This window comes from Binatus sp. (SeqCode) (genome assembly GCF_035272065.1).
Taxonomy (GTDB): domain Bacteria; phylum Desulfobacterota; class Binatia; order Binatales; family Binataceae; genus Binatus.
On sequence record NZ_DATEQZ010000051.1, the window covers coordinates 1 to 24,887 of the forward strand.

21 protein-coding genes are annotated in these 24,887 nt (G+C 62.0%); 10 read left to right on the plus strand and 11 right to left on the minus strand.

All coding sequences use genetic code 11. The features are described 5' to 3' along the window. Positions 1–123 precede the first annotated feature (123 nt). The 3 genes from VJX68_RS08865 to VJX68_RS08875 form a co-directional block, all read right to left on the minus strand. On the minus strand, positions 124–1,779 hold the full coding sequence (locus VJX68_RS08865; protein WP_324095319.1) for an NHL repeat-containing protein: 1,656 nt from the start codon (positions 1,777–1,779) through the stop codon (positions 124–126). 56 nt (positions 1,780–1,835) lie between these two features. Then, complete coding sequence (locus VJX68_RS08870; protein ID WP_324095320.1) at positions 1,836–2,336, minus strand: potassium channel family protein; 501 nt, start codon at positions 2,334–2,336, stop codon at positions 1,836–1,838. Positions 2,337–2,587: 251 nt separating this feature from the next. Continuing rightward, complete coding sequence (locus tag VJX68_RS08875) at positions 2,588–4,186, minus strand: arylsulfatase (RefSeq protein WP_324095321.1); 1,599 nt, start codon at positions 4,184–4,186, stop codon at positions 2,588–2,590. A gap of 236 nt (positions 4,187–4,422) precedes the next feature. Between VJX68_RS08875 and VJX68_RS08880 the strand changes: the two genes are divergently transcribed. From VJX68_RS08880 to VJX68_RS08910, 7 genes are all read left to right on the plus strand, one after another. Beyond that, positions 4,423–5,787: a glutamate--cysteine ligase gene (locus VJX68_RS08880; RefSeq protein WP_324095322.1), complete on the plus strand. Its 1,365-nt coding sequence runs from the start codon at positions 4,423–4,425 to the stop codon at positions 5,785–5,787. 18 nt (positions 5,788–5,805) lie between these two features. Then, positions 5,806–6,801: a type II secretion system protein GspC gene (gspC, locus tag VJX68_RS08885; RefSeq protein ID WP_324095323.1), complete on the plus strand. Its 996-nt coding sequence runs from the start codon at positions 5,806–5,808 to the stop codon at positions 6,799–6,801. 181 nt (positions 6,802–6,982) lie between these two features. After that, positions 6,983–7,600 (plus strand): GNAT family N-acetyltransferase, encoded by a 618-nt coding sequence (locus tag VJX68_RS08890; protein WP_324095324.1) that lies wholly within the window; start codon positions 6,983–6,985, stop codon positions 7,598–7,600. Between the two features lie 82 nt (positions 7,601–7,682). After that, a complete protein-coding gene (locus tag VJX68_RS08895; protein ID WP_324095325.1) occupies positions 7,683–8,756 on the plus strand; it encodes a GNAT family N-acetyltransferase in 1,074 nt (357 codons plus the stop codon). Positions 8,757–8,838: 82 nt separating this feature from the next. After that, positions 8,839–10,089, plus strand: coding sequence for a D-alanyl-D-alanine carboxypeptidase family protein (locus VJX68_RS08900; RefSeq protein ID WP_324095326.1), 1,251 nt, complete (start codon positions 8,839–8,841; stop codon positions 10,087–10,089). A 141-nt stretch (positions 10,090–10,230) separates the two neighbouring features. Beyond that, the gene (locus VJX68_RS08905) at positions 10,231–10,992 is read left to right on the plus strand and encodes an acyl-ACP desaturase (protein WP_324095327.1); all 762 of its coding nucleotides are present in this window, start codon (positions 10,231–10,233) and stop codon (positions 10,990–10,992) included. 56 nt (positions 10,993–11,048) lie between these two features. After that, positions 11,049–11,972 (plus strand): DUF2333 family protein, encoded by a 924-nt coding sequence (locus tag VJX68_RS08910; protein WP_324095328.1) that lies wholly within the window; start codon positions 11,049–11,051, stop codon positions 11,970–11,972. Positions 11,973–11,980: 8 nt separating this feature from the next. Here the strand turns inward: VJX68_RS08910 and sppA are convergent, their stop codons facing one another. Then, positions 11,981–13,795, minus strand: a complete 1,815-nt coding sequence (sppA, locus tag VJX68_RS08915; RefSeq protein ID WP_324095329.1) for a signal peptide peptidase SppA — start codon at positions 13,793–13,795, stop codon at positions 11,981–11,983. A gap of 52 nt (positions 13,796–13,847) precedes the next feature. On the opposite strand from sppA, the gene VJX68_RS08920 reads away from it, so the two are divergent. Next, positions 13,848–15,242 carry a hypothetical protein gene (locus tag VJX68_RS08920; RefSeq protein WP_324095330.1) on the plus strand — a complete coding sequence of 465 codons (1,395 nt, stop codon included), beginning with the start codon at positions 13,848–13,850 and terminating at the stop codon, positions 15,240–15,242. Positions 15,243–15,607: 365 nt separating this feature from the next. On the opposite strand, the gene VJX68_RS08925 is transcribed toward VJX68_RS08920, so the two are convergent. Both VJX68_RS08925 and VJX68_RS08930 read right to left on the minus strand, forming a co-directional pair. Next, positions 15,608–16,786, minus strand: coding sequence for an acyl-CoA dehydrogenase family protein (locus VJX68_RS08925; protein ID WP_324095331.1), 1,179 nt, complete (start codon positions 16,784–16,786; stop codon positions 15,608–15,610). Positions 16,787–16,892: 106 nt separating this feature from the next. Further along, positions 16,893–19,067, minus strand: a complete 2,175-nt coding sequence (locus tag VJX68_RS08930) for an acetate--CoA ligase family protein (protein ID WP_324095332.1) — start codon at positions 19,065–19,067, stop codon at positions 16,893–16,895. A 57-nt stretch (positions 19,068–19,124) separates the two neighbouring features. On the opposite strand from VJX68_RS08930, the gene VJX68_RS08935 reads away from it, so the two are divergent. Together VJX68_RS08935 and VJX68_RS08940 are read left to right on the plus strand one after the other, a co-directional pair. Beyond that, entirely contained in the window at positions 19,125–19,781 is a 657-nt protein-coding gene (locus tag VJX68_RS08935; RefSeq protein ID WP_324095333.1) for an NAD(P)-dependent oxidoreductase, read from the plus strand. Continuing rightward, positions 19,766–20,146 (plus strand): NAD(P)-dependent oxidoreductase, encoded by a 381-nt coding sequence (locus tag VJX68_RS08940; RefSeq protein ID WP_414643470.1) that lies wholly within the window; start codon positions 19,766–19,768, stop codon positions 20,144–20,146. The genes VJX68_RS08935 and VJX68_RS08940 overlap by 16 nt, the downstream gene beginning before the upstream one ends. A 127-nt stretch (positions 20,147–20,273) precedes the next feature. On the opposite strand, the gene VJX68_RS08945 is transcribed toward VJX68_RS08940, so the two are convergent. From VJX68_RS08945 to murA, 5 genes are all read right to left on the minus strand, one after another. Continuing rightward, complete coding sequence (locus VJX68_RS08945) at positions 20,274–20,444, minus strand: Flp family type IVb pilin (protein WP_324095335.1); 171 nt, start codon at positions 20,442–20,444, stop codon at positions 20,274–20,276. A gap of 389 nt (positions 20,445–20,833) precedes the next feature. Next, positions 20,834–21,580, minus strand: coding sequence for a HisA/HisF-related TIM barrel protein (locus VJX68_RS08950; RefSeq protein WP_324095336.1), 747 nt, complete (start codon positions 21,578–21,580; stop codon positions 20,834–20,836). 10 nt (positions 21,581–21,590) lie between these two features. Then, the gene (gene hisB, locus VJX68_RS08955) at positions 21,591–22,256 is read right to left on the minus strand and encodes an imidazoleglycerol-phosphate dehydratase HisB (RefSeq protein ID WP_324095337.1); all 666 of its coding nucleotides are present in this window, start codon (positions 22,254–22,256) and stop codon (positions 21,591–21,593) included. A gap of 25 nt (positions 22,257–22,281) precedes the next feature. Further along, complete coding sequence (hisD, locus tag VJX68_RS08960; protein ID WP_324095338.1) at positions 22,282–23,625, minus strand: histidinol dehydrogenase; 1,344 nt, start codon at positions 23,623–23,625, stop codon at positions 22,282–22,284. Next, positions 23,625–24,881 (minus strand): UDP-N-acetylglucosamine 1-carboxyvinyltransferase, encoded by a 1,257-nt coding sequence (gene murA, locus VJX68_RS08965; protein ID WP_324095339.1) that lies wholly within the window; start codon positions 24,879–24,881, stop codon positions 23,625–23,627. The genes hisD and murA overlap by 1 nt, the downstream gene beginning before the upstream one ends. Positions 24,882–24,887 lie beyond the last annotated feature (6 nt).

The following is a 24,887-nucleotide window of genomic DNA, read 5'->3' on the forward strand; positions in this document are numbered from 1 at the left end:
CGTCAGCATCGTGCTCTGTGCCCGATCGTATCCTCGCATCTTCCGCTTCCTCCTCAACCCAACTGGCCTCGTTCCACTATACCGATGCAAAACCTTCCGTCGATCCCATCGAAGAGGCGTTTCTCAACACCCTGCTAGACCTGGATGAGACAGCAGATCTTTGAGAGCAACCTGATCCATCCCAGTGGCCGTACCACCGGTCAACTTGAGTTTGAGGAGACGCAACTTGGTCCCCAGAGTCATTCCGGCGCCCAAGGTGTTAGTAATCCAGACATTACCCGTGCTGTCGACCGCCATGCCCTTGCCACTGTGGCCGCCGGTGGGAAACACTTCGACCTTGCTCGGGTCGCTCGCCGGAAAGCGCGTAACCGTGCCACCGATCGCGTTATCGATCCAGATCCGGTCCTGCTGGTCGATCGCAATGCCGAACGGGGCATTTAGCTTGCACGGACTGTCCTTGTTGGGCTTGCCGTTGGTGGACTCGCAGTAGAACTTCGCGCTGGCAGGCTCTCCTTTGGGCATGAACACTACCCTGTCGTTGGTGAAATCTAACGCCCATACATCGCCACTTGGCGTAACGATGACGCCCTGCATAAAGCCGAGCTTCCCGCCGAAGTTGTAACCCTGTGGCGGCGACAGCGCCTTGCCATTCTTGTCGAACAGCGAGATTGTTTTGCCGCTCGTGCTGTCGATCCAGATCCGATCATTGGCATCGATCGCCGTACCGAACCCTGGGCCTTGCAGGCCTCCGCCAGTAAAGCCTGTCGTCATCGGCGAAAGTGGTCGGCCGTTCGGGGCAAACTCCGACAGATTGCCATCCCACAACGCATCGTGCCCCTGCGACCCGACGATGAAATTGGCGCCGCTCCATGCATTGCCCTTACTGTCGAACATCACTTTGGCGCCGCCGGTGTAACCGCCTCCGGTGAACTCGAGCGGCAGGACCCACGCGCTGGGCGCAAAGCTCAAATAGGGCATGAACGGGGTTGCACGAAGTTGCTTGCCCTCGGAAACCGGATAGAAATTGTCTAGCAGCGCGAACACCCTGCCAGGCTTGAACGCGGAATTCAGAGCGATCGACTCAGCCGCGGTTAGCGTATCGGTCGGAGCTTTTCCCGTCGGGGGCGTCGCGGCGGCGAACAGGCTGCTGCACGCATCGTCCTTCACCCGGGTCACACAGCCCGCAAGTACATTGGAGAGCGTCGCGAAATTCGCCATTGTCGGGGTCTGGGTGCTGTTCAGCGCGTCCTGCATCATCACGCCATAGCCGCCGGTTTCGAGATCGGCGAAGTTGGGAACGTTGCCTGCCGCGATGCGCAGCCCCAGTGCGTTGCCCTTGAGTGCGGTGCCGTCGAGGAACTGCGCGTTGGTCCATACCGACGCGACAGTTGTGAACTCGTTGATGACGACGTGAGCAGGCGGTTTGTTGCCGCCGACCGAGATGAGTGCAATGGCAGGGTTGTCGCCGCCGCCCTTGCTGGCAGCCGCTACCCCGCCTTTGGCAACTATATACAGGATGCCGTCAGGCGATCCTTCCGCGTTCAAAGTAAATCGCCCGTCGTCGCCAGTCTGGGTCTGAGCTAACTGCTTAGGCGCGTCGGCACTCGCAGACCATAAAGTCACTGTCGATTTTGCAATCAGTGCACCCGCGCCGAGCACCTGACCTTGGATACTGTCGGCATAGGCTTGACCAGCCAATGAGATTGCTAAAACGACAAGAGCTGCGACGCTTAGTCGTACAGCTGCGCATAGACGGCGAACGCCACCTTTCAGATCCATTTTGCTTTGTCCTCTTACAGACTCTGTTACGAAATCGTTTCGAATCACGTTGAACGTCATGGACTTCCTGTGTGCTGATCGGCTGAGCGGCTCATCTGCATTCCCACCAGGCGCGCGACCAGGATCGCCATGTAGAATTGGCCGGTGATTCCTTCGGCGACGGCGGCGTAGCGCGCTTGTAGAGTCACCGGAGTTATGTCGCCGAATCCTATGGTGGATATGGTCGTCAGGCTGAAGTAGCCGAAGATCGGGAAAAAATGCTGGAACTCGGTGGGCGGCGCGGCGTTTCCGGTCACGATGCCGGCAAAGGATTCCGGATGACGCTGGAACATAAATGCGTACAGAAGAGCGAAGCTGAAACCCATCAAGAGGTAGACGGAGACCGCCATGCAAATGGTTTCGGTGGTCACTTCTCTTTGCTTCAGCACGCTGCGCAGCTCGCTGCTCGTGACGTACACGATAAAGAGCAGCCAAATGATCGTACCCGCGAGGTTGAGCGTCCTGCTGTCCACAAACATGACGACTATCCGCTCCGATGCGGCTGCTGTGGCGAGCATCCAACCAAGGAATCTTCTCCTTCTGCTTTGGGCCAGAAGGCGGTCCCTCTCACCAACCAGTTCATCGACGTTGATGTGGAAAAAGCGACGAGCAGAACAAGTATCAGCGCGATGCCGAAAACGGCGGAGCTGGTGTCGGACTCGCCTATCAACGGGCGGACCGCGAACGCGGCGATGAGCGCTGCGAGCAGAGCACTATGCCGGTGCGGCGCGAAATATTGGCGGATGCTTGTGAGCAGTGGTTCCACCTTCTAATCGCTGCTCTGTGGCTTCGTCAGCATGTCCAAAGCTTCGCGGACGTTGAAACTGCCCGGCTTCTGGCGCGGCGGAAATTCCTGGAACGTCTGGAGATAGCGGCTGACGATATACTGCGCGGGAACCATCACGAAGATGTGCTCGACGAACCACTTGGTGTAGTCGCCGGCCTCGTCTTCCGCACGCTCGAACGGATCGGAGCGCAGGTTAAAAAGCTTGGGCGCGCGGAGCGGGACCAGCGGCTGCAGCCATACCTCCAAGCCATGAGAGTTCTGCTCCATAAATACGGCCTTGTACTGGTCATAGCGGAGGCCCGCGAGGTCGCCGTCGTCGGTCCAATAGAAGAACTCGTGGCGCTTATCGTTAGCCTTACCAGCGAGCACGTCGCGCTGATCGTAGCCGTCGAGGTGCACCTTGTAGGTCTTGTCGCCGATGGTCATGCCCTTCAGAAGCTCATCCTGAACATTGGGGTCCCCCGCCGCTCCCATCAGAGTCTGTACCCAGTCCTCAGCCGAGACGATGTCATTGATTTCAGTGTGAGGTTTAACCAGCCCGGGCCATCGCACGAGCGCCGGCACGCGATAGCTACCCTCCCAGTTGGTATTCTTCTCGCCGCGGAACGGCGTAGTGCCGCCGTCGGGCCAGGTAAAGGTCTCAGCGCCGTTGTCGGTCGTGTAGATAACGATAGTATTGTTGGCGATGCCGAGATCGTCGAGCTTCTTCAGAAGTTGACCCACCTGAGCGTCATGCTCCACCATCCCATCCGGATAGATACCGAGACCGGTTTTCCCTTGAGACTCGGGCTTGAGGCGAGTCCAAATGTGCATGCGGCTTGAATTGAACCAGGCGAAGAATGGCTTCTTGTCCTTGTTCGCGCGATCGATGAAGTCGAGCGTGGCGCTCAGGAACTCCTGGTCCACGGTCTCCATCCGCTTTTTGGTAAGCGGACCGGTGTCGGTGCAGCTTTGCTTGCCCCATTTGCCGAAGCGCGGATCTTCACCTTGGGTCTCGGTCGTGGTGGCGGTGCATCGCAGAACGCCGCGCGGCCCGAAGCGCAATTTGAATTCGATATTTTTGGGATAGTCGGGATGTTCCGGCTCGTCCTCGGCATTGAGATGGTAGAGGTTGCCGAAGAATTCGTCGAAGCCATGGACGGTCGGCAGGAATTCGTTGCGATCGCCGAGATGGTTCTTGCCGAATTGACCGGTCGCATATCCGAGCGGCTTGAGCAGCTCGGCAAGCGTCGGATCCTTGTCGGACAGACCTTCCTTCGCGCCGGGCAGCCCTACTTTCAGAAGACCCGTGCGGATTGGGCTTTGGCCGGTAATGAACGCCGCGCGGCCGGCGGTGCAGGATTGCTGACCGTAGTAGTCAGTGAGAATCGCGCCCTCGTCGGCGATGCGATCGATGTTGGGCGTGCGATACCCCATCATACCCCGGTTATAGGCGCTGATGTTCCAGTAGCCGATGTCGTCGCCCATGATCACGAGGATATCGGGCTTATCGCCGGCCCATGCGGCACGCACGAAGGTCGAGCAGATAATTGTGGCGATCAAGAGCGCGATCGCAAAACGCCTACTGCTCCAATCGAGCATTAGAAGCTCCTCCTGTTGGTGGCATTTTCATTCAACGAGTCTTACAAGATTCGTTCATCTTCAGGGGGGGCGATACTGTACTTTGGTACAGGATCACTCTGATCCCGGCGGCCTTGCGGCGTGACGAGGGGCTCCCGGAATAACGATCGCGCATACTTGCCTCGCAGGTTTGGCGGGGCCATTATAGGCGCGCTTGGCGGAGCTTCTTTTCAGGGAGTCGCGAATGGAATTGGTTCATGAGTGAGTTGCTTGAAAAGAAAGACGACCTGATCCGCTACTTCCGGGAAGGCGGCAAGCCCCGCGCGCAGTGGCGGACCGGCACCGAGTACGAGAAGGTCGTTGTCAGGAGCGCCGACGCCACCGCTATCCCCTACTCCGGCGACGGCGGCGTCGAGAGCATCCTGCGACGGATGGTGGCAGACTACGGCTTCGAGCCTGAAGACGAGCACGGGCATATCCTTGCGCTCAAGGGCGAGCGAGCCGAAATCACGCTCGAACCCGGCGGGCAGATCGAGTTGTCGGGCGAGCAGTGTGAGACTATCCACTGTGCATACGCCGAGTTCGCGACGCACGTAGAACAACTGATCGACGTAACCAGCAAGATCGGCGCGAACGTGCTGGGCCTCGGGATGCAACCGGTCAGCCGCATCGACCAGATCGAGCTGCTGCCGAAGGCCCGTTACCACATCATGTACCCGTACATGGCGCGGATGGGGAAGCTCGGCCAGCGGATGATGAAGCAGACCGCGGGGGTGCAGGCCAACCTGGACTACAGCGACGAGGCCGACGCGATGCGCAAGCTGCGCGTGAGCATGGGGATCGTGCCGATCCTGTACGCGATTTTCGCGAACTCACCGCTGAGCGACGGCGGCCTGAACGGCTACCACAGCTTCCGCGGGCATATCTGGACCGACACCGACAACCAACGCAGCGGAGTCCCGCAGTTCGTGTTTCGCGACGATTGTTCGTTCGAGGATTACGCCGAGTACGCGCTCGACGTGCCGATGTACTTCCTGATTCGCAACCATGAATACATCGATCTCACCAAGCCGCCGGGGCTGACGTTCCGCCAATATCTCGCGAACGGGTACGGGCGCGAGCGTGCCACCGTTGACGACTGGACCAATCACCTGACCACGATTTTTACCGAGGTGCGGCTGAAGAAGTACGTCGAGGTGCGCACTGCGGACAGCCAGCCGCCGCAATTCATGCTCGCGCTGCCGGCGCTGCTCAAGGGGATGTTGTACGACGACGATTGCCTAGCGGCGGCGTGGGACCTGATCAAGGGATGGAGCTATCGCGAGCGGATCGAAATCGCCGACGCGGCGCATAAGAACGGCCTCGACGCGCGCGCCGGGCGCTTCAAGCTGCAAGCGCTCGGCTACGAGCTGATGCAGATTGCGGCCAGGGGCCTCGAGCGCCAGAGGGCGTTGAACAATCTCGGCCAGGATGAGAGCATCTACCTGTTGCGCCTGATGGACCTGGTGCGCGGCGGGCATAGCCAGGCCAGCCTCGTGATCAGCCGCTGGAAGGGTGAATGGAACTACGACGTCGGCCGTCTAGTCAAAGGATGCGCTTACGGGGCTGAATCGATCCTATAGATGCAACCGATCCTGTAGATGCAACTAAGGTTCTCACAGATTCATGTCACAATTCTGAACTTCGTGCTGATAGCGGCATTGGCGATCGTTTCGGCGATGTGCGTGCGCGACATAATCGTGCGCGCCGTTTCGAATGAACCCGACACCGTGGGCGTCGCATCGTCTGCGCGGAGGAGCCCGACCGGCGTGCGGACCCGCGCCTACTACGACTTGATCGTCAAGCGCGACATCTTCAACGAGACGCCGCAGGAGAGCGGGCCCGCGCCGGTGGTCGAGGCGGATCTGAATCTCAAGCTGATCGGCACTTCGCTGGCGAGCAAATCGAAGCCGTACGCGATAATTGAAGATACCACCGGCAACGAATCGCTCTACCAGGTGGGCGAGGACATCCCGGACGCGGGCAGGCTCGTCAGCGTCGAAACCAACCGCGCGATCATCGACCGCGGCGGTCATCGCGTCGCAATTGAGATTCCGTCGCCGGAAATTCCCGAAGCGCCGCCCTCCCAGTTGGGCGGTGTGATAAAGCCGCCGCTCAGGGGGTTTGGTGCGACGATGCGGCACAGGCTGCGCGGGTTCCACGGCGGTGCGCCGGCCGCCAATGACAACAATGACAACAATGACAACGACAACAGCGACGACAACGACGATAGCGACGACAACAGCAGCGCCAAACTTCAGCTCAAGAAGATCGCTCCCGGGAAATTCGAGGTCAGCCGCGCCGAAGTTCAGCAGACGATGGAAAATCCCGCGCAGTTCTTCTCGCAGATGCGCGCGATGCCCCATTTTGTCGACGGCAAAACCGACGGCTTCTCGATTTCGCAGGTCGCGCCGGGCTCGGTCTTCGAACAACTCGGCCTGCAGAACGGCGACCTGCTGACGTCGATCGACGGGCAGCCGGTGACCAACCCGATGCAGGCGATGGGGTTGATTCAGGCCGTGAAAACCGCGTCGGCGATCGATCTAACGGTGAATCGCGGCGGCACGCCAACGTCAGTTCATCTCGACCTCCGCTAAGCAGGGGTGACCCCTGCACCCGGCATTAAGGCCGCGCTCCGTTGTCGCGCGCGATTTTCTCCCCCTTCCCGCGCGGGAAGGGGTTAGGGGTTAGGTTCCTGCCTCCGGTTGGCAAACTGAATCAGTACCCGCAATTTCGACATCCTGTGCTTTCGGTTGCGCGGTGTGCGAGGATTCACGCGTGAGTGCGAGAATCGTCAGGCTCACTGACTCGCAAATACCCGCGGCCGCGGCGGCGCTCGCGCGCGCGTTTCACGACGATCCGCTCATGATTTATGCCATTCCCGACCGGGCGGAACGCGTGCGGCTGCTGCCTGACGTGTATGCGAGGATGATCCGTTTCGGCGTGCTCGCGGGCGAAGTTTACGCAACGGCGGGCGCGCTCGAAGGAGTCGCGCTGTGGCTGCCGCCCAACGCGAAATGGACGCGCGAGAATATCGAAGCGTCGGGGATGCATCAGATGCCGGCGCTCATCGGCAACGACGCCTATCAGCGCTATCGCGAAGTCGTCGGACGCGAGTGGCAGGCGCGCGAGCGCGACATGACCGGCTCGTGCTGGTACCTGTTCCTGCTCGGCGTCGAGCCGAGCAGTCAGCGTCGCGGACTCGGTGGCGCGCTGATGCGTCCGGGGCTCGAGCGCGCCGACGCCGAGCAGGTCGCGTGCTATCTCGAAACCGAGAACGAGCGCAACGTCGCGTTCTATCTGAAGCAGGGCTTCGAGATGATCGTGAACGGCGAAGAGGCCGGCGCCAGCGGCGTCCGCTTCTGGACCTTCCGCCGCATGCCGCAACGCGTATGAGGCCCATGGAACTCTTGCTCCGGGCGAACGCGAGGCGCGACAACTAGCGGCCCCCGCTTAAGTAAGTTACAAAACCTGAACTATGGAAGTTCGGGCTGCGCACTACGGCGAGCGGGATGAGGTGCTCGACCTGCTTGGCCATTGGTACAACGATCGGGGCGAGTTTTTCGCCCGTTACAATCATAACGATCCTGGGTTTCGGGACGAGTTGTGCCTGGTGGCGCGCGACGCGGGCAGGCTGGTGTCTACCGTTCAGATTTTCGATCGCGCGATCAATCTCGAAGGACAATCGATCCCGATGGGCGGAATCGGTTCTGTGTTCACGCTCGAACAGTACCGGCATAAGGGGGTTGCCTCGGCGCTGATGCGGCTATCTGTCGAGACGATGGTGCGCGAAGGTTTCGAAGTCTCGCTGCTGTTTGCGGAACGGCTTACCTTTTACAACCAGTTCGGATGGCGCGAAGTCGAGCGCAAGTTCAGCATCCTGGCGGGCGCGACTTCGCTCAACGTGGCCGATCGTTTTGTGATCGACAGTTTCGAGAGTGCGTGCGACCTTGGCGAGATTGCCGAGATACATCGCGGGTACAGTGGTCGATTCAATGTAACTGCGGTCCGCGACGACTCCGCATGGCGCGCGAATCTGAAGTTTGCTGGCAATCAGCCACTCCATCCGGGTGAAGGCTCAGAAGAGTACTTCATCGTGTGCCGCGACGGCGCACGAATCGCGGCGTATGCGCGGGTTACACGGTTCCACGGCGTCTCGATGGTGATGGAATACGGCTACACTCCGGGCGCGGCTGGGATTGAGGCGATGCTCGCGACGTTCAAGTACCTCGGGCAGGCGGCGGCCGGCGTGCCGGTCACGGTGAAGCGTGTCGGTGATCACAAGCGCGCCGCCCTGCTCCACAACGCGTCGAAGCCCGACGAGCCTTCCGTGCTCGTGACGCATACCGCGCATGATCCTGCGCTCGAAAACGCGCTAGGCGACGCGGGGTGCCCCGTCGCCCATCACATCGACAACAACTACATGTGGCGAGTGCTGGCGCCGGAGAAGCTCGCGCGACGGTTCGCGATGGCTCCCGAAGCCGCGTCAGCGCGCGCGTTCGAAATCTTCGCGGATTCGCGATCGGTGTTCTGGACCGCCGACCGCTTCTAGTTATTCGCGCAGGCGCTCGCCGCGGTGCGAGTTGTTGGCTAGTATCGTTCTGTCGATTCGATGTGCTGTGGAGGTGTGCTTGATGAGAGTTCTTTCCGCGTTCGGCGAATCCGTCGCCGGAATTTCCGCTAGCCGAAAATTTGGATCTGTCGCCGTGATCGTCGCGCTGGCTGTGCTGATGGCGTCGCATACCGCTTTCGCCGCGCGGCGCCATCACGCAGCCACCGCGCCCGCTGCCGAAGAAGAGAGCGCCGCGAGTTCGTCGAGCACCGCCCTGGGTCCGTATTCCGAGGCGTGCGTGCTCGAACCGACCACCGACACCGTCATCTTCGAGGCGAACGATCACACGCCGTGGCCGACCGCTTCACTGGCCAAGATGATGCTGATGTTGATCGTCGCCGAAAAAATCCACGACGGCTCGCTCAAACTCACCGACAATATAACCACTTCGCGCAAAGCGGCCGAGATGGGCGGTTCGCAAGTCTATCTCAAGGAAGGTGAGACGTTTCCGCTCGACGACATGATGAAGGCGGTGGTCGTGCATTCTGCCAACGACGCGTCGGTGGCGGTCGCGGAGTATATCGCGGGCTCGACGGAATCGTTCGTGGTGATGATGAACCAGCAGGCCGCCGCGATCGGGATGAAGGACTCGCACTACTACTCGGTGCACGGGCTGCCGCCGGGGAAGGGCGAGTCGGCTGACGTCGCGAGCGCCTACGACCAGGCGATTCTTGCGCGCGAGCTGCTGAAATATCCCGACGTGCTTCGATGGTCGTCGATCGACACGGCGCCGTTTCGCGCCGGAACGTTCATTCTGCGCAACACCAATCACATGGTGCGGACGTATCCCGGATGCGACGGCCTCAAGACCGGATTCTACGACAAGGCGGGGTTCAACGTAGTCGCCACTGCAAAACGCAATGATCTGAGGCTCATCGCGGTGGTGCTCGGCAGTCAGCACAAGCTGACGAATTTCAAGGAAGCGTCCGAGATGCTGTCGCAGGGATTTCTCAACTACGAGATGCATCCGGTCGCAAAGAAAGGCGCGCCGATCGCGCAAACCGTCGCGGTGACCGACGCGGAAGCGGGCAGTATCAAGCCGGTTTGGGGCGGCGATGCGGGCGTTTTCGTCAAGCGTGGCGACGCGAGCGCCGCGATCAAAGTGGACTACAACCTGCCGCCGTCGATCGCGGCACCGCTCAAGGCTGGCCAGCAAATTGGCACTGCAAACGTGACTGCGGGCGGCAAATCGGTGGCCACGATCGCGTTGCTGGCACCTTCCGATGTGGCCAAAAGGCCGTCGTTAACTAAACGTTTATTAAGTATTTTCTGAACACGTGATTCCGAGATGCGTTCTGTAGATAACATTTTCGGTTAGGTAATGGGTCTCGTCCCTGATAGTATAACTTTTATAGGCTTGTCCGATGACGACTGTTGCTTGATGACCCCAAAAGATAAGTTTTACCGCGCGTACATGGATTTCTTTGAAACCGCGGAGCGCAAGCGCCGCTGGAATCTTTTCGAAGATGTGCCGTGGGACAAGCTCACTCCCGACACGAACACTGAGGAGCGCGCGATTCGCATCGAAACATACTGCGCCGAGGAGATGTACTTGCCGGATTACACTTTGGCCGGCAACCAGATGTTACGCGGGGTGTTTGGACTCGAATGGTTTCAGAACGCGTGGAGCTATGAGGAGTCGCGCCACGGACTGGTGTTCCGCGAGTACCTGATCCGCTCCGGACTGCGCACGCAAGCGCAGTTCGACGCGATGGAGAGCGACGTGTTTTCGCGCCCGTGGAAAGCTTCATTTGCGACGCGGCGCCGGATGAGTTGCTATGGAGCGCTGCAGGAGTCAGCGACCTATATCGCGTATCGCGCGCAAAAGGATCGCGCCGAACTCGAGCACGACGCGACGCTCGCGGCGATTTTCTTCCTGGTCAGCCGCGACGAAGCCGCTCACGCCGGCTTCTACCGCGCGATGATCGAGATCGAGATGGCCGAAGATAGGGTCGGTACGCTGGCCGATCTCGCGCACGTGATCGCGAACTTCAAGATGCCGGGCGACGGCCTGATTCCGAACTATCACGAGAACCTTCGAATCGGCGGCGGCGGTATCAGTCCGCGCCTGTTCTTCACGCGGGCGCTGCTGCCATTGCTCAAGCAGTTGGGCACCAGCCGCGACGAACTGAAGAGCGCGAGCGCCGCAGTAGTTCCACTGCGCGCGGCATCGTAGCAATCGTGATATAGTTCCGTCCGGCAGAATCGCTGCTTGATGCCAACTCCGTCGCGATGAACCGGAACCGACTTCTGTATGGGGCCGCGGCCCTTCTGCTGATCTGGATTGGCGGCAACCTCGCGCTTCACTTTGGCCTGAAGTATCACGATCGTCTCGACTACGACATCGACGCACATTTTCCGCCCGACAAGCCATTCACGCCCGGCGAGATCTATGCGTCGACGCTGGCCGCGATCATGGACCATGAGCTGCACACCGGCTTCGGGTGGCGTCCCAACGATTTCTTCCTGTGGGGTCCGAAGGTGGGGGCGGACAACAACTCCGATCGGCAGCTCGGGATAATCCAGGCGGTTCGCGAGACCACGCGCGTCTTCAAGGATCACCTGACCAAAGTTTCGTCGAATCAGTACGACCCGAATCTGGTGATCGCCGACACGGATTTTCGCAATGACGCCGAGAAGTGGATACTGCCGTCGCCCGAAGGCAAGTACGACGACGGCGTCGCGCATCTACGCGCGTACGTCGCGGGGTTGCATACCACGCCGCCGTCGTCGCGCGAGCTCAACACCCGCGCCGTCGAGCTGGTCCGCTTGATTCAGACGTGGACCGACCTGCTCGGCGACGCGCATGCAAACCTCTACCGCGCGACCAAGGACGACGGCAGTCCGGTTCATAGCTGGGACTGCGACCACTACTTCTATCACTCGCAGGGTTACGCGCACGTGATGTACCACATGATGGAGGCGCTCGAGCGCGAATACGCAGGACAGATCAAAGACGACCCGGTGCTGAAGACTCTGTTCGACGATTCGATCGACGCGCTCAGCAAAGCCGCAGTGATGAAACCGCTGGTCGTGATGAACGGATCGCCCGACGGACTCTTCGCGAACCATCGCCGCAACCTCGACGCCTACATCACCGAGGCGCGGCAGAAGATGTACTCGATACGCGAAGAACTGGAACGCTCGCCGCTTTAGGCGTGCCGCTACAGCTCGATGAACGGGCAGAGGAGCATTACACCGCCGCGGATGAGCAGCTCGAGCATCGCGGGCGCCCAGCGGCTTGGAATGCCGAGCGCGGCGGCAGTCGCGCGAATCGCCCACGGCGTCGAGGCCTCGGCGTTGCCGCCCCGGAAGTCCAGCCATCGGCGCTGGGCGCGATAGGTCACCAGTTGATGACGGCGATCCGCAGCGATATGCGCGCGATCGCGCGCGATTGCGACTGCGGTTGAAAGCCCGCCGACTTCGTCGATCAGTCCACGCTCCTTGGCCGCCAGGCCACTCCAGATGCGCCCCTTGGCGACAGCTTCAGCCTGCTCGGGGCTGAACCGCCGGCCTTGCGCGACCTTCGCGGTGAACGCCGAGTAAAGATGACCGACGGTTTCGTTGAGCTGTGCGAGTTCAGCGTCGGTCATCGCGCGCGCCATCGACATCGCGTCGCTGATGGGCGCGCTCTTCACGAAATCGAAGTGGACGCCGAGTTCGCTGAGCAGATTGCCCAGATTGAACTTCGCGTAGACGACGCCGATGGAGCCGGTGATAGTGGCCGGCTCCGCGACGATCGCGTCGGCGCCCGCCGCGACGTAGTAGCCGCCCGAGCCTGCGACGTCACCCATCGAGACGACGACCGGCTTGCCGCGTCCCTGCGCCTCGCGCACGGCGCGCCACACCAGGTCGGAGCCTACGGCGGAGCCGCCGGGTGAATTTACGCGAAACACGATTGCGCTGACGCGTTCGTCGCGCGAGGCGCGATCGATCTGCGCGGCGGTCGCGACGCCGCTGATAAATTCGCCGGCGGCGGGTGCCTCGCCCGAAATTACCGGTCCGCTGGCGTGCACGAGTGCGATTCGCGCGCGCGGCCCGCGCTCGCGCGTGAAGATTGCGTGGCGACGGTATCGCGCGAGGCTGACGAACACTTTGTGCTTCGACTCGGGATCGAATTCAGCGCGGATATCTTCGATGTAGCCTTCGCGATCGATCAGATGATTCTCGACCGCGAACTTTGCGCTGACGAAGCCCGCCGCGATCAGCTCGCGCGCGCGCTCCGGAGCTAGCTTCCGCGCCGAAGAGATCGTCTCGACGAGGATTTTCTCCCAATCCGCGACGATCGCCTCCATGCTCTCGCGCACCGCCGGCGACATCGTGTCGCGGGCGAGAGTCTCAGCGGCGCCCTTGTACTCTTTCCATTGCAGGGTTTGCGCCTGAATCTTCAGCTTGTTGAGCGCGTTCTTCAGGAACACGCCGCCCGTGGCCACACCGAGCATCGTGAGCATCGTGTCGGGATTGGCGACGATCTCGCCCGCGCCGGCCGCGACCAGGTATTCGCGAAGGCCGGCGTCATCGCGCAGCAGCGCGATCACGCGCTTGCCGCTCGCCTGCGCGGCGCGCATAAGGCGGTGGATTTCGTGCGCGGTGGCCAGACCAGCGCCGAAGCTCGCGATCTCGACCACTATCGCGCGAACGTTTTTGTCTATGGCTGCCGACTCGAAGGCATGGCGCAGATGGTCGAGGCTTTGGGCGCCGCGGCGCATAATTTGATCGAGCGGCGAGCCAGTCACGTCCTCTTCGATCGGACCCGCGAGCCGGACTATTAGGACGGCGTCATGCGGGATTTGTGCGGGTCGGACGACGGCGAAATAGAAGGCAGCGATGATAGCCGCCGCAATGCCAAGTGCGGTGATTCCCGCCTTCCAGTCGCCGGCCGCGCATGCAACCACGCCGACCGCGAACAAAATCGCGACAATGATTGCGAGTCGGACCTCGCGGCTTATCCACAGTCTTTCGATAAACGGATTCTTCATTCTTCGAATCGGTCGCCTTTTTTGATCGGTCCAAATACACTACCGCTTTTCGATGCCCAGGTCTGTCTTCATCTTGATTCTTGCCCTGACTGCCGTGGGCGTTGCGTCGTGCTCGACTAGTACGCCCGCGCCCAAGCCGGGGCCACCGCCATTCCTCGCTCGTTCGACCACTCTTGCGGTCACCAACGGTATCAAGGTGCTGACCAATGTCGCGATGCCGCAAGGCTTCGCGCCGATTTCCACGCGTCCGCCCATCTGGCTGCAAAACGGTGAAGAGATTGGCGTCGTCGGTACCCAGGCGGGACACACAATTATGTATGGATTGGGGGGTGCCGGGTGGCGAACCGGCCGTGTCCTCGTAGCGGAGACGGGGCCGGCCGCCGCCGAGGAGGGAACGCTCGCGGACCTCGCAGTGAGCCCCAACGGGCTGACGCTCGCGACGGCGATGGTCGCGCCGGGCGGCGATCGAGTCGACGTGATCATTCGCGACCTGATTGCCACCGGCCCGGGCAACGCGATCTCGGACTTCAATGGCCGGTACGATTCCATCTCGATGAGCTGGTTGAATGACTCGACGATAGCGCTCGCGCTACGAGCCCATCCGGAGCCGCCGGAAGAGTCCGGCGTGAGTGACGAAGCGCCGAAGTCCGATTCCGACCAGCCAGACGCCGAGCCGCCGCCAACACGCTCGGACGGGTTGCAGTTGATCGTCATCACCGGCGCCGCTTCCGTCGCACCTCTGAAGTTGTCGTGCCCGATGTCGCCGCTCAGTTGGAGCGCGCACGGCGTCTATGCGGTCGGACAGGGCGACGCGGGCGCGCCGCCGGTCATAATCGATCGGCGCGCCTCGACCTGCACCAGGTTTCATGTGCGCGAGCCAATCCACGTGCTCGATTGGGACAAGGACGACGAAGGGTCGTTTCTGTATGTCGGGCCCGACCCGACGCGACACACGATTGGCGTATTTAAGTACAACATCGCGACTGGCGCCGAACATCTGATGGGCGTATCGACGGGCGCGGCCTCCTTTGCCGCCGGCAGCGACACGGTCACACTGGGCAATCGGGATCTCACATTCGCGCGGGCAATCGAGCGCCCCGAAAAATCGATACCCGCGCAGGTCGCGGTCGCGCAATCCGACCAGAGTCAGGTTGACGTGAAATCGCTGGGCTTCGACACGTGGCCGGAGATGCTCGCGCGGAGCACGATGGCTTATTCGAAGGGCGCGGATGAAGCCGCGATGCAAATCTATGCGCCGAGCCTGCCCGTGCCATGGCGAAAAATCGTGACGTACTCGCTGCACTACGACAGTGCGTTCCTGCTGGCCGAAGGCCCAGCGCAAGGCACCGTCACGATGAGCTGGTCGCTACGGGGCAGATGGCTGGCGTTCCTCGACGGCGACGCGACCGCGGGCACGGTGATGACAGTGATCGAACCGCCGCGGTAGGATTCCGCGTCTGCGTGTCACCCTTACCGAAGCGAGCAACCAGCACATCCGCACTGCTGAAATACTTGTCATCCTGAGCGAAGCGAGCAACGCGAGCATAGGGAAGGATCTCGGACAGTGGCGGGTAAGCGCCGCCGGTTCCGGCTTTGCATTGCTGCATCCAATGAGAATCCGGAGGCCTGCGCGACGACATCAGCAAAGGACCGCTTCGCGATTTCAAAACCGGTACCGGCTTTGCTGGCGCGAAGCTGTCCGAGATCCCTTCACTGCGCTCGCGTTGCTCGCTTCGGTCAGGATGACACAAAAAAATGACGGCACGGGCGTCGCGAACGCCGGCATCTGTATACCAGCACCCTGAACAGGTTTCAGATTACCGGCGAGCCTGGATCCAGGCCGAACAGCACGCGGCCTACCACCTCGAAGCGGGCCGTATTCATCAGGACGTGCTGCGTGGCGGTATGCACGTCGCGCCAGCATCGCTCGATCGGACACGAGGTCTGCGCCGAGTTCATCCCGGCCGCATCCGCAACCAGATCAACCGCCTGCACCGCCAGCTTCGCCGCGGTTACCACGGCGAGCCGCGCGTGCGCGCGGTCCTGGATGCTGAAGCTCTCGCCGGCCTCGCCCTTGCGCCAGATCTCATCGTTGCAACTGTAAAAGTACGCGCGTGCCGCATTCAGCAGGCCTTCCGCCTGCGCGAACTGGATTTGTGCGAGGGGACGCTCGCGTAACGTGGCCCGCGTGCCCACCGGCACTTTGGCTTGTGCGATTTCGTTCAGCGTATCGAGGGCGTGTCGCGCGGTGCCAAGCACCACCGATACCAAGCCGCCGACAAATTGCAGTTGCAAAGGAATGTTCTCGAGTGGGCCGCGCTGCCAGGGCGATTTCGCGTTGAGCCAGTCGAAGGTGAATTCGTCGGGAACAAAAACGTTGTCGAACACGCAATCATTGCTGCCGGTGCCGCGCATTCCGGCGGTTGACCAGGTGTTGAGGATTTTCGTATGTTCGATCGGAAAAAGACCCCCGCGCATCACCGGAACCCCATCGACGATTTGCGGCGCACCGTCGCGCAGGACCATCCCCGCCGCCATCAGGTAGGTCGCGTGAGCCGAGGCGCTGGCATAGGTGGCCTTCCCGCTGAAACGCCATCCGCCCTCAACCGGAACCACGCGGGTGGTCGCGGGATTCAGCGAACCGGCGCTCACGCCGCGCGGATCGCTGTAAATCTTTTCGAAGGCCGTGCGGGAAAGGTTATATCCGAAGAGCGGACCGCCCGAACAAATTGCGAAGTTCCATCCAACCGACCCGTCGATGCGCGAAACTTCTTCGCACAGCCGCAGCAAATCCGGGATCGTCACTTCGCCCCCGCCCATCTGGCGCGGCAGAAGAATCCTGAACAGTCCGGCGTCGCGAAAGGCGTCGGCAACCTCCCGCGGCATCTGCGCCTCGCGATCGGCGCGATCGGCATGCTCGCGAATGATCGGCGCGAGCTTTTGCACCTTTTCAAAATAAGGCCTGGCGCGTTCGGACAAGATCGGATCCATATTCAACACCTCTCGTGTGACAAGTCTTGGGGCACAACCTTGCGCTGTCAACGCAGTCGGCCTCACGCAGCAAGGGAGCTGCGCGCTTTGTCGATCCCGATTGAGTCTAGCTGCCCAGGCGCGCGCGATTTGCCCAGTAGTCCGACGCGGTGCGGAAAGCGGCCGCGGCGCGCTCGAAGCTGTCGAACACGACCAGGCCGCGCGCTCGCGCAAGTTCCTTGCCGCGCGCCACGATCGCCTCGACGTGCGCAGGATGCATCACGACGGCGAACGGCTTCGTCGAGCGGTTGGCAAAATCCGCCAGCTTGTCGAGCAGCCCCGTGATTTCATCCTCGTGCGCGGCCCATCGCGCGGCGCGTAACCCCGTGCCGACCTCCAGCACGATCGCGTCGATGACCGAATCGCGCTCGAGAATCTCCAGGATGCGATCGAGATTACCCTGGTGATGTCCGGCGCCGATCGTGCCGCCCGCATCGAGCGGATTGCGGTAGCTGCCGCCGATTATGTTGAAGAATGTTTTCAGCTCGTCGTAGGACGACTCCGACAGCGCGGGAATCTCGAGTCCCGCCGTCGCGAACGTGTCGGTGATTACCACCGATTGCCCACCGGTCATCGCAACCAGGCCCATGCGCCGGCCGCCGAGGCGCTTGGCGCGTGCGAACAGCTCGACGGCGTCGAGCATCGCGTCGAGGCTGGCCACTTCGACCGCTCCGCTCTGCCGCACTACCGTCTGCCAGATCGCCTCGGGCGTCGCGAGCGAGCCGGTGTGCGAGAACGTCGCGCGCGCACCGGCCTCGGTCACCCCGCCCTTCCAGATGACGACCGGATGTCGTTCAGCCGCGTGCCGGACGCTGTCGAAGAAGCGCCGCCCATCGCGCACCCCTTCGATATACATGCCGATCACGCGCGTCGCCGGGTCGGCCGCCATCAGGTCAATATAGTCCGCCGCCTCCAGCACCAGCACGTTGCCGATCGACGCCGCCTTGTTCACCTTGATGCCGTGGCTGGGAGCCTGCAGGCAAAAGTTGATCGTGTGCGTGCCGCTCTGCGAGATGAAGCAGACGTCGCCCGCCTCTCCGACTTTTTCTTCGGGAAAATTTCGCAGCCCGGAGCTCGGGCTGTATAGCCCCATGCAATTGGGGCCGACCAGCGCGATTTCGGAGTTGAGCGCGAGGTCGCGGAGCTCGTTCTCGAGCCTGATTCCCAGCTCCTCCGACGTTTCTGAAAAGCCTGACGTGAAAAATCCGATCGAGCCGACGTGGTTGGCCACGCAGTCCTTCAAAATTCGCGGCGCGATCTGCCGCGGCACGGCGCTCACTGCGTAGTCGATTGGCTCCGTGATCTCCGCCAGACTCTTACGGTTCTCGACGCCCATCTCCTCGATTCCTGGTATCTCGTTCGGATCGATTTGCACCGAGTAGAGCTTGCCCTTGAGGTGCGCCATCGCGCGCAGCCACATGTACCCGCCCATCCGCTTGTCGCCGATGACGACAACTGTGCGGGGGTTGAACGCGCGCTCGAGATTTTTAAGCCGTGCCGCGCGATGCGGGTCCGGCTGCGATGCCCGTCCCGAATCTGCCGTGAGTACGATTCGCGCGTCGAGGATTGCGAGGCCGTCCTCGTACGCGACCACGGGATTGAGATCCATCTCGGCGATATCCGGATGCGTCGCCGCGATGCCCGAGACGGTTTCGAGGAGCGAGACGATCGCGTCGATATCAACGCCCGGCTGACCGCGGACGCCGCGGAGAATCCGGGCGCCGCGAAGCTGCGCGAGCATCGCAGACGCCTCGCGCCCGCCAATCGGCGCCAGCGCCAGCGCGGTATCTTTCATCACCTCGACCAACACGCCGCCCAGCCCGACCATCACCATCGCGCCGAATCGCTCGTCGTGGAACGTCCCGGCAATCAGCTCGACGCCACCACGCTTCGCCATCGGCTGAACTGCGACGCCATCGAAGCGCGCGTCCCGGGCCTTGGCGGCGAGACTCACGCGAATTCGCTCGAACGCGTCGCGCACCGCGGACTCATTGTCGAGATTCAGCTCGACACCGCCGACGTCGCTCTTGTGGCTTACATGGGGTGACAGCACTTTCAGCACAACGGGAAAGCCGATTCGTAACGCTGCCCGCACCGCGTCGTCAGCCGTCACAGCCGAATCCGGCACGGCGACCGGCAGGCCAAGCGAATGCAGGATCCGCTTGCTCTCGATTTCCGTAAGAACCGTCCGTCCACTCGAACGAGCGGACGAAATTACCGATGAAACGATGGAGTCAGTCACGCTTGTCGCGTATAGCAGAGCCAAAGAACTATTTGAACCACCGGGGAGTTTAGCCGCATGCCGCGTCCGGCCCGCCAGCGCAGAAAAGTCTTCGTCACCCGCGCGATCGACAGCACCGCGCTCGAGCGGCTTCGCGCCGTTGCCGCGGTCACTGTCTGGCCCGGCGAAACGCCACCACCGCCGGCGGCGCTGCGAGCCGCGCTGGCGAATGCCGACGCGGTACTCTCGATGGTCACCGACAAGATCGATGCGCGAGTGATTGCGGGTGCGCCGCGGCTGCGCGTAATCAGCAACCTGGCTGTCGGCGTGGACAATGTCGATCTCGAAGCAGCCACCCGCGCGGGCATCGCGGTTGGCCATACCCCCGGAGTTTTGACCGAGGCTACCGCGGACCTTGCTTTCGGCTTGCTTATGGCCACTGCGCGGCGAATTGCCGAAGCGGATCGTTATGTGCGCGCCGGCAAGTGGCGGACTTGGGGGCCGATGACGATGCTCGGCCGCGATGTCCACTCGAGCACGCTCGGGATAATCGGATTCGGCGCGATCGGTCAGGCGATGGCGCGCCGCGCGATGGGTTTCGGGATGCGCGTGCTCTATCTCAGCCGCAAACGCCCGCCGGGAAGCCAACCGACGTGCGCCTTGCCGGCGCCGTCGGGGTCAGCCTGCCGCGCTTGCTGGCGCAATCGGACTACGTCTCGATGCACGTGCCGCTGACGGCAGAGACGCGTCACCTCATAGGGGCGCGCGAGTTCGGGCTGATGAAACCGGGCGCGATTCTAATCAATACAGCGCGGGGCTTGGTCGTTGACCAGGTTGCGATGGTAGCGGCGCTGAAATCGGGTCAATTGGGTGGCGCGGGTCTCGACGTGACCGACCCCGAACCGATCGCGTCGGGCGACCCGTTGCTGCGGCTCGAAAACGTCGTGATCACGCCGCACATAGGCAGCGCAAGCATCGCGACGCGCGCGCGGATGGCCGCGATAGCGGTGGATAATATCCTGGCTGTGTTGAGGAGACGGCTGCCGCTATGGTGCGTCAACCCGAAAGTCAGGCTGCGTCATTTCACCGACGCAACCTGACCCAGTGTTTAGTTTTCAGGGGCGGCTGCCTACAGGCTTCATCAACCCTGCGCAGCGCTACCGGACCGGCGGAGGTGCAAGCCCCCGCCGGTTAGATTATCAGCCGCCCGGCGAAGTCGGCGCGCGACTAGAGGTTGCCGTCTACTGTGGTCAGCAACGACGTGATCGTCGTACCCATTGTCTTGTAGCCGACGAAAACTACGACCGCGACCGCCGCAAGGATCAGCGCATACTCAGCCATCGTCTGGCCGCGTGCTAACCCATCCACCTTCACGTACAGTTTCCTGATCAGATCCATCTCCGTGTCCCTCCGTCCTTTTATTTTCGTTCAAACAGCGCGGGGAAACTCTCGCGCTCTGTGAATGTTACTAGTTGTAGGAAAACTCAGCTTTGCGTTATATAGGCCTACTACTAGCTAGGTCGGACAGACAATTCTCAAGCATTCTTTGCTCTTGATTAGTTACGACTTTAAATTCATGCCCTATACCCGGTTTTCGTATTCTCTATATGCGTCATGCTTATGTCAAGCGCACAGTGTGCTCCTAGTCTTACCAATTAGCTTGGGGATGAATACTTCGGCGAGCTCTAAGCTAATGCTAGCTAATACTTCGGAAGACTAATAGACCTTAAGCGACAGTGTAGAACTATTAGGAAGTTTTACAGATGACCGACAGAAACAGCAGTTTTTTAAGAGATAGCTGCCGCTAGAGCTTCGTGCAGGCTGAAGTTCCCCTCGTACAGGGCGCGCCCGACGACGACGCCCACAACCCCGGCGTCGAATCGCGTCCTAAGAGCGCGAATGTCGTCGAGACCCGCGACGCCCCCCGACGCGATCACCGGCAGTCGGACCGCAGCGGCGATTTCTGCCATCCGCGCCGTATCTACCCCGACCTGCGCGCCGTCGCGCGCGATGTCCGTCACGATTGCGGCCGCGACGCCTCCCGTGCGGAACCGCTCAGCCGCGTCGGCTACAGTGAGCTGGCTGGTCTCGACCCAACCTTTGACGGCGAGCCGGCCGTCGCGGATGTCCAACGACCCGAAGACCCGGCCTGGGAACTGGGCACAAGCGATCCGGACCAACTCGGGGTCAAGCAACGCAGCCGAACCGATCGAGACGCGGTCGGCGCCGCTCCCGAACGTCGCGCGTACCGCATCGATTGTGCGGAGCCCGCCACTGACGTCGATTGCGCATTTCACCGCAGCGCGAATCTGCGCGACCGCCGCGACATTGCGCGGTGTCCCTGCGATTGCGCCATCCAGATCTACGATGTGGATAAGTTCTGCCCCCCCGTCCTCGAAGCAGCGCGCGGTGTCGCCCGGATCGGCGCTGTAGACGGTCGAGCGGTTCATGTCGCCGTGAAGCAGGCGCACGACTTGGCCGCCTTTCAGGTCAATCGAGGGAATAACAGTGAACTTCTCGAACAAGCGGACCATTCTAACCGATTTAGCTGAGCGTGCCCTTGGTCGACAACACGCCTGACAGCCGCGGCTCGCGCGCCGTCGCCTGATCCATCGCGCGCGCCAACGCCTTGAAGGTGGCCTCGATGATGTGATGAGGGTTGCGTCCGCTGACCAGGTTCAGGTGCAGGTTCATCCCGACTTCGTCGGTGAGCGCTTTCATGAAGTCATGCACCAGCTCGGTCTGGAAGTTGCCGACACGCTCCTGGCTGATCGAGACGTTGTAGCCTAGGTACGCGCGCCCGCTGATATCGACAATCGCAGTGCAGACGGCCTCGTCGAGCGGCACGGTCGCCTCGCCAAAGCGCTTGATTCCCGCGCGATCGCCCAATGCCTGCCGAAACGCCTTGCCCACCACGATTCCGACGTCTTCAACCGTGTGATGGTCATCGATGTGCAAATCGCCGCTGGCCTCGACCTTCAGATCGAAGAATCCATGGCGGGCGAAGCTCTCGAGCATGTGATCGAGGAACGGCACGCCCGTCTTCGCCTCGCCGCGCCCGGTGCCGTCGAGCTTGAGCGCTACTGTCACGGAAGTCTCACGCGTCTTGCGCTCGACTTCGGCACTGCGCTTCGCCTTGGCTGGCGCCAGCCGCGCGACCGGCGTCGCGGTCTTGGCTTCGTTTCGTAATATTTTGCGTTTGTTTTGCATTCTTTCTTAATACTGGGTGCAGGGGTCACCCCTGCCATTTCGATTTCCGGCGCGCCCGTTTCGCCTTTCCATCCACCCCTGCTCGAAGTTCCATCGCGCGCGCGTGGCCCTCGAACCCTTCCATCCGCGCCAGGTGCGCGACCGTCGGTCCGAGCGCCGCAATCGCGCCCATCGACGCCTCGATTATACTGGTTCGTTTCAGGAAATCGTATGCGCCCAAAGGCGATGCGAAACGCGCGGCGCCCCCGGTCGGCAGCACATGATTCGGGCCCGCAAGGTAGTCACCGAGTGGCGCGGGAGTAAGCGGGCCGAGAAAAACCGCACCTGCCGCCTTGACCCTAGGCAGCCATCGCGAGGGATTGCGGAGGTCAAGCTCGAGATGCTCGGGAGCAATCTCGTTGGCAAGGTCGAAGGCTTCGTTGAGATCGCTAACGACGACCACGGCGCCTCGCTTGACCAATGCAGCTTCGACCTGGGGGGCGCGCGGCAAAGTTCTCAGCGCGACTTCCACCGCCTCGGCAACCCGCTGCGCGATACTCGCCGAAGTCGTCAGCAGCACGGCCGCCTCGTCGCCCGAGCCATGCTCCGCCTGCGCAATCAGGTCGGCGGCGATCCATTCGGGATGCGCGCGGTCGTCGGCGATCACCAGCACCTCGCTCGGTCCCGCCATCTTGTCGATATCGATGACGCCATAGACCATCTGCTTGGCCGCCTGCACGTACGAGTTACCGGGCCCGACGATCTTGTCCACCGGCTTGATGCTCTCCGTGCCGTACGCGAGCGCGGCTACCGCATGCGCTCCGCCGACGCGGTAGAACTCATCGACGCCCGCAATCTCCGCAGCGGCAAGAACCGCGAGGCGCTCGCCCTCGGACGACGGCGGCGAGACCATCACGATTTCGGCGACGCCGGCGACCTTGGCGGGAATCGCGTTCATCAGCACCGACGACGGGTACGCGCCCAGTCCGCCGGGCACGTAGATCCCGACGCGTCGCATCGGCTGCACCATCTGACCTAGCCGCATCCCGGACTTGTCGCGATAGATGAACGACTTCTCCATCGTGTGGCGATGGAACTCCGCGATTCGCTCGGCCGCCAGCTCCAGCGCACGGCGATCGTCGGCAGGGATTCGATTGATCGCAGATTGGCGTTCCGCAGGGGTCACGCGGAGCGTGGCCGGTGTTAGTTTCACGCGGTCAAATTTGGCCGTGAGATCTATCAGCGCCCGATCGCCGCGCTTGCGCACGTCGGCGATTATCTTCGACACAGCGCTATCGACGCCGGCGCTGTCGCCGCCCCGTCGCGTTAGTATCGTCGCCAGAAATTTTCTGAAGTCCGGCGACTGGGACTTGAGAACCCGCGGCCTCATTATTCTTGCGCGCGCTCGATTCGCGCGCCGAGCTGCGAGAGCTTGGCGTCGAGTGCTTCGTAGCCGCGATCGAGATGGTAGATGCGGCTGAGCTCGGTCGTGTGTTCCGCCGCGAGCCCGGCGATTATCAAGCCCATGCTGGCGCGCAGATCGGTCGCCATCACCGGCGCGCCGCTCAGCTTCGATGGCCCGCGCACGACGGCGGTAGGCCCTTTCATCAGGATGTCGGCGCCCATGCGCGCCAGCTCCTGTGCGTGCATGAACCGGTTTTCGAAAATCGTCTCGGTGATGACCGAAGTGCCGTCCGCTTGCGTCACCATCGCCATCATCTGCGCCTGGAGGTCGGTCGGAAACCCGGGATACGGCAGCGTGCGCAGCTCGACCGACTTGAGTCCATTGGCGCGCGCGACGCGGAGGCCCTTGCCATTCGCCTCGACCGTGACGCCCGCCTCGCGCAGCTTGGCCGCGACAGCGTCGAGATGCTCGAGCGGCGCATTTGTAATCGTAACGTCGCCGCCGGTGATTGCCGCCGCCGCCATCATCGACCCGGCCTCGATTCGATCGGGTATCACTTCGTGCTCCGCGCCATGCAGCCGCTCGACACCCTCGATTTCGATCACGTGCGTGCCGGCGCCACTGATCTTCGCACCCATCTTGACCAGCACCCGGGCGAGATCCTGAACCTCGGGTTCGCGCGCCGCGTTTTCAATCACGGTGCGTCCGCGGGCAGTGACCGCCGCCATCAGAATATTTTCGGTCGCGCCGACCGACGGCGAATCCAGCCAGATGCGCCCGCCCGTCAGCTTCTCGGCGTGCGCCTCGACGTAGCCGTGACGAAACTGGATCTTGCTGCCGAGCGCGCGAATCCCCGCGATGTGCAGATTCACCGGGCGCGCACCGATTGCGCATCCGCCCGGAGTCGAGACGCGCGCGCGTCCCGTCCGCGCCAGCAGGGGGCCCAGCACGACGAACGACGCACGCATTGTCTTGACGAGCTCGTACGAGGCTTCGTGCGAGGTAACGTTTGCGGCGCGCAACTCGATGCGATGATCGTCGGTCCAGCGCGCCTGCACGCCGAGTCCAACCAGGAGATCCATCGCGGTTTTCACGTCGCGAAGGCGCGGGACGTTGGTGAGATGGAGTGGTTCCGAGGTCAGCAGCGACGCCATCATGATCGGCAACGCGGCGTTCTTGCTGCCGCTAAGCGTGACGGTACCGCGCAGCGGCGCACCGCCATGAATTATCATTTTTTCCATTGGCAA

Bases quoted from the DNA above. Each gene is read 5' to 3' on its own strand.
- VJX68_RS08950 (WP_324095336.1), bottom strand. From the start codon at position 21,580: ATGGTCCGCTTGTTCGAGAAGTTCACTGTTATTCCCTCGATTGACCTG.
- VJX68_RS08925 (WP_324095331.1), bottom strand. From the start codon at position 16,786: ATGGATCCGATCTTGTCCGAACGCGCCAGGCCTTATTTTGAAAAGGTG.
- VJX68_RS08875 (WP_324095321.1), bottom strand. From the start codon at position 4,186: ATGCTCGATTGGAGCAGTAGGCGTTTTGCGATCGCGCTCTTGATCGCC.
- VJX68_RS08945 (WP_324095335.1), bottom strand. From the start codon at position 20,444: ATGGATCTGATCAGGAAACTGTACGTGAAGGTGGATGGGTTAGCACGC.
- murA (WP_324095339.1), bottom strand. From the start codon at position 24,881: ATGGAAAAAATGATAATTCATGGCGGTGCGCCGCTGCGCGGTACCGTC.
- VJX68_RS08880 (WP_324095322.1), top strand. From the start codon at position 4,423: ATGAGTGAGTTGCTTGAAAAGAAAGACGACCTGATCCGCTACTTCCGG.
- VJX68_RS08940 (WP_414643470.1), top strand. From the start codon at position 19,766: ATGCACGTGCCGCTGACGGCAGAGACGCGTCACCTCATAGGGGCGCGC.
- gspC (WP_324095323.1), top strand. From the start codon at position 5,806: ATGCAACTAAGGTTCTCACAGATTCATGTCACAATTCTGAACTTCGTG.
- sppA (WP_324095329.1), bottom strand. From the start codon at position 13,795: ATGAAGAATCCGTTTATCGAAAGACTGTGGATAAGCCGCGAGGTCCGA.
- VJX68_RS08865 (WP_324095319.1), bottom strand. From the start codon at position 1,779: ATGGATCTGAAAGGTGGCGTTCGCCGTCTATGCGCAGCTGTACGACTA.
- VJX68_RS08910 (WP_324095328.1), top strand. From the start codon at position 11,049: ATGAACCGGAACCGACTTCTGTATGGGGCCGCGGCCCTTCTGCTGATC.
- VJX68_RS08870 (WP_324095320.1), bottom strand. From the start codon at position 2,336: ATGCTCGCCACAGCAGCCGCATCGGAGCGGATAGTCGTCATGTTTGTG.
- VJX68_RS08895 (WP_324095325.1), top strand. From the start codon at position 7,683: ATGGAAGTTCGGGCTGCGCACTACGGCGAGCGGGATGAGGTGCTCGAC.
- VJX68_RS08935 (WP_324095333.1), top strand. From the start codon at position 19,125: ATGCCGCGTCCGGCCCGCCAGCGCAGAAAAGTCTTCGTCACCCGCGCG.
- hisB (WP_324095337.1), bottom strand. From the start codon at position 22,256: ATGCAAAACAAACGCAAAATATTACGAAACGAAGCCAAGACCGCGACG.
- VJX68_RS08900 (WP_324095326.1), top strand. From the start codon at position 8,839: ATGAGAGTTCTTTCCGCGTTCGGCGAATCCGTCGCCGGAATTTCCGCT.
- VJX68_RS08905 (WP_324095327.1), top strand. From the start codon at position 10,231: ATGGATTTCTTTGAAACCGCGGAGCGCAAGCGCCGCTGGAATCTTTTC.
- hisD (WP_324095338.1), bottom strand. From the start codon at position 23,625: ATGAGGCCGCGGGTTCTCAAGTCCCAGTCGCCGGACTTCAGAAAATTT.
- VJX68_RS08920 (WP_324095330.1), top strand. From the start codon at position 13,848: ATGCCCAGGTCTGTCTTCATCTTGATTCTTGCCCTGACTGCCGTGGGC.